The following is a 3,111-nucleotide window of genomic DNA, read 5'->3' as shown; positions in this document are numbered from 1 at the left end:
CCGTCGCCCCGACTTACCCCCCATCAGCGATCGCACTACCACGGAAATAGCTATGAGTCCCCAAGGGAGAAATATTACAGTCATTCGGGGGTAGGTTTGGATTTTTTGATGGTCAACGGTTCGACTCCGCTCACCGACCACAGTCAACACCATGACCATTAACGCCCCCGCCAAATCTTGATGGTGTTATCCAAACTCCCAGAAGCTAAGGTTTTACCATCGGGGCTGAAGGCTACTGAATTAACGTTATTTGAATGTCCCGTGAGGGTGGCGATTGACTTCCCGGTGGCGACATCCCACAGTTTGATGGTTTCATCCAAACTCCCAGAAGCTAAGGTTTTACCATCGGGGCTGAAGGAGGCATGGTAGTAAGGTTGGGTAATATTCATAGTTACTAAAAATATAATCACATTATAGTTAGTTTATAGTTAGTTAATGAACCGCTGTATAAAACCTACTCAAATATAGATAGGACTCCTATTTGATTATTGAAAAAAACTCCGTACACCAAAATTCTCTAAAAGCCTTTTGCCTGGTTGGTGAGCGAAGTCGAACTATTGCCTTTTGCCTTTTGCCTTTTGCCTCTTGCCTCTTGCCTCTTGCCTTCTTTCCCAATCACCCATCACCAATCACCAATCACCAATCACCAATTTCTCATAGCTCGAAGTTAAACTAGATAAGAAAACAGTAATTTCCAGTTATTGCTATTTCTGTAAGAAGAATAGGCATAAAACCAAAAATTCGCTTATGCCAAAATTAAAAGGGTAAATATTATGACAAAAGTTGCTAAAAAGGCATTGAACAAACAGCGTCAAACAAAGCGAGTAGCTTGGACTGGGGCATTAGCAGCCGCTATGATCATGTTGCCGGGAATGTTTGGGGGTAGTCCCGTCTTGGCACAAAAAGCAGAACGTAACTCTTTATCTTACGGGGAATTGCTGCAAAAAACCGAGCAAGGGCTGGTTAAAAGAGTCGAAATTGATGAAACCGAACAAATAGCTAAAGTGTATTTAGCAGATCAAAAACCCGATGCACCACCTATAGCGGTACGGCTTTTAGATCAAAACTCGGAGTTAATAAACAAACTCAAAGAAAAAAATGTTGAGTTTGGTCAGGTTTCCTCTGCTAATAGTAGAGCAGCCGTAGGATTATTAATCAATCTGATGTGGATTTTACCACTGGTGGCGTTAATGCTGTTGTTCCTGCGCCGTTCTGCCAATGCTTCTAACCAAGCTTTGAATTTTGGTAAATCTCGCGCTCGGTTTCAAATGGAAGCGAAAACGGGAGTAAAATTTGATGATGTGGCGGGAATTGAAGAAGCCAAGGAAGAATTACAGGAAGTTGTTACTTTTTTGAAACAACCAGAAAAATTTACCGCAGTGGGGGCGAAAATTCCCAAAGGCGTGCTGTTAATTGGACCCCCAGGTACAGGTAAAACTTTACTAGCAAAAGCGATCGCCGGTGAAGCTGCTGTACCATTTTTCAGTATTTCCGGTTCAGAATTTGTAGAAATGTTTGTGGGTGTGGGTGCTTCCCGTGTCCGTGACTTGTTCAAAAAAGCCAAAGATAACGCTCCTTGTATTATCTTTATAGATGAAATTGACGCAGTAGGTAGACAGCGGGGTGCAGGTATCGGTGGTGGTAATGATGAGAGAGAGCAAACCTTAAACCAGCTATTAACAGAAATGGATGGTTTTGAAGGTAACACAGGTATTATTATTATTGCCGCTACCAACCGTCCTGATGTCTTAGATTCAGCCTTGTTGCGTCCTGGTCGTTTTGATAGACAAGTTATTGTCGATGCACCAGACTTAAAAGGACGTTTGGAAATCTTGCAAGTTCATGCACGGAACAAAAAATTAGATCCGAGTGTGTCCTTAGATGCGATCGCCCGACGGACTCCTGGTTTTACCGGTGCAGACTTAGCGAACCTCCTCAATGAAGCAGCTATTCTCACAGCTAGAAGACGCAAAGAAGCAATTACCATTTTAGAAATAGATGATGCTGTAGATCGGGTAGTTGCGGGAATGGAGGGTACTGCTTTAGTAGAAAGTAAAAACAAACGTTTAATTGCTTACCATGAAGTGGGACACGCTTTAATAGGTACATTGGTTAAAGACCATGATCCAGTCCAAAAAGTTACCCTCATTCCCCGAGGACAAGCATTAGGTTTAACTTGGTTTACACCCAATGAAGAACAGGGTTTAATTTCCCGTTCCCAAATTTTAGCCCGAATTATGGCAGCTTTAGGCGGTCGTGCGGCTGAGGAAATAGTGTTTGGGAAACCGGAAGTTACCACAGGTGCGGGTAATGATTTGCAACAAGTGACAAACATGGCCAGACAAATGGTAACAAGGTTTGGGATGTCTGATTTAGGTCCATTATCCTTGGAAAGTCAAAATAATAGTGATATATTTTTGGGACGTGACTGGGGAAATAAATCAGAATATTCTGAAGAAATTGCTGGTAAAATTGATGCTCAAGTCAGAGAGATTGTCAGCAATTGTTATGTGAAGGTAAAAGAATTACTGCAAGAAAACCGCATGATTATGGAGCGTTTAGTTGATATGTTAGCGGAAGAAGAAACCATTGATGGAGATGTTTTCCGCAAAATTGTAGAAGAGAATATTCAAGATCGGGTGCAAGATCAAAAGTTAGCTGTTTATCATTAGACATCTGGTGGAGGAGATCAAGGAGTCAGGAGTTCAAGGATATCAAGGAGTTTTTTGTATTTGGAAACGAGGTAAAAACCAACAAAGTGCAAGGTTTTCCTACTCATAGTTTCCAAAACCTTGCACCTATTTTCTTTGTTATCACCCTCAAACTCTTTATTCATAGTGGGTTTCAGTTTATTCAGCAAACCCTAAGTATTAAGTTATGGGGAATTGGGAATTGGGAATTGGGAATTGGGAATTGGGAAAATACAGCACTTCCCGGTGTTATGAGGTACAGAGATGAATCATAAAACTCTTGTGGTGCGGGCATCTTGCCCGCTACTGGTGTACTTCACTTATATGAAATCTGCTGTAAAATCCTTTCTTCCTGACTCCTGACTCCTGACTCCTGACTCCTGACTCCTGACTCCTGACTCCTGACTCCTGACTCCTGACT

General features: G+C 42.0%; 1 protein-coding gene and 1 pseudogene. One reads left to right on the top strand and one right to left on the bottom strand.

What is annotated here, in order from left to right:
- Positions 1–158 precede the first annotated feature (158 nt).
- Positions 159–359, bottom strand: a pseudogene (locus PN497_RS00415) (WD40 repeat domain-containing protein); the annotation flags it as partial.
- Positions 360–773: 414 nt separating this feature from the next.
- On the opposite strand from PN497_RS00415, the gene ftsH reads away from it, so the two are divergent.
- Positions 774–2,672 (top strand): ATP-dependent zinc metalloprotease FtsH, encoded by a 1,899-nt coding sequence (gene ftsH, locus PN497_RS00410; protein ID WP_096566267.1) that lies wholly within the window; start codon positions 774–776, stop codon positions 2,670–2,672.
- The last annotated feature ends 439 nt before the right edge of the window (positions 2,673–3,111 follow it).

Origin of the sequence: Sphaerospermopsis kisseleviana CS-549 (assembly GCF_028329225.1) — a bacterium.
Lineage (GTDB): Bacteria > Cyanobacteriota > Cyanobacteriia > Cyanobacteriales > Nostocaceae > Sphaerospermopsis > Sphaerospermopsis kisseleviana.
The sequence above is the reverse complement of the archived record's forward strand: the minus strand, read 5'-3'. Positions and strand labels throughout refer to the sequence as shown.

Excerpts from the sequence above, each read along its gene's own strand:
- ftsH (WP_096566267.1), top strand. The coding sequence starts at position 774 with ATGACAAAAGTTGCTAAAAAGGCATTGAACAAACAGCGTCAAACAAAG.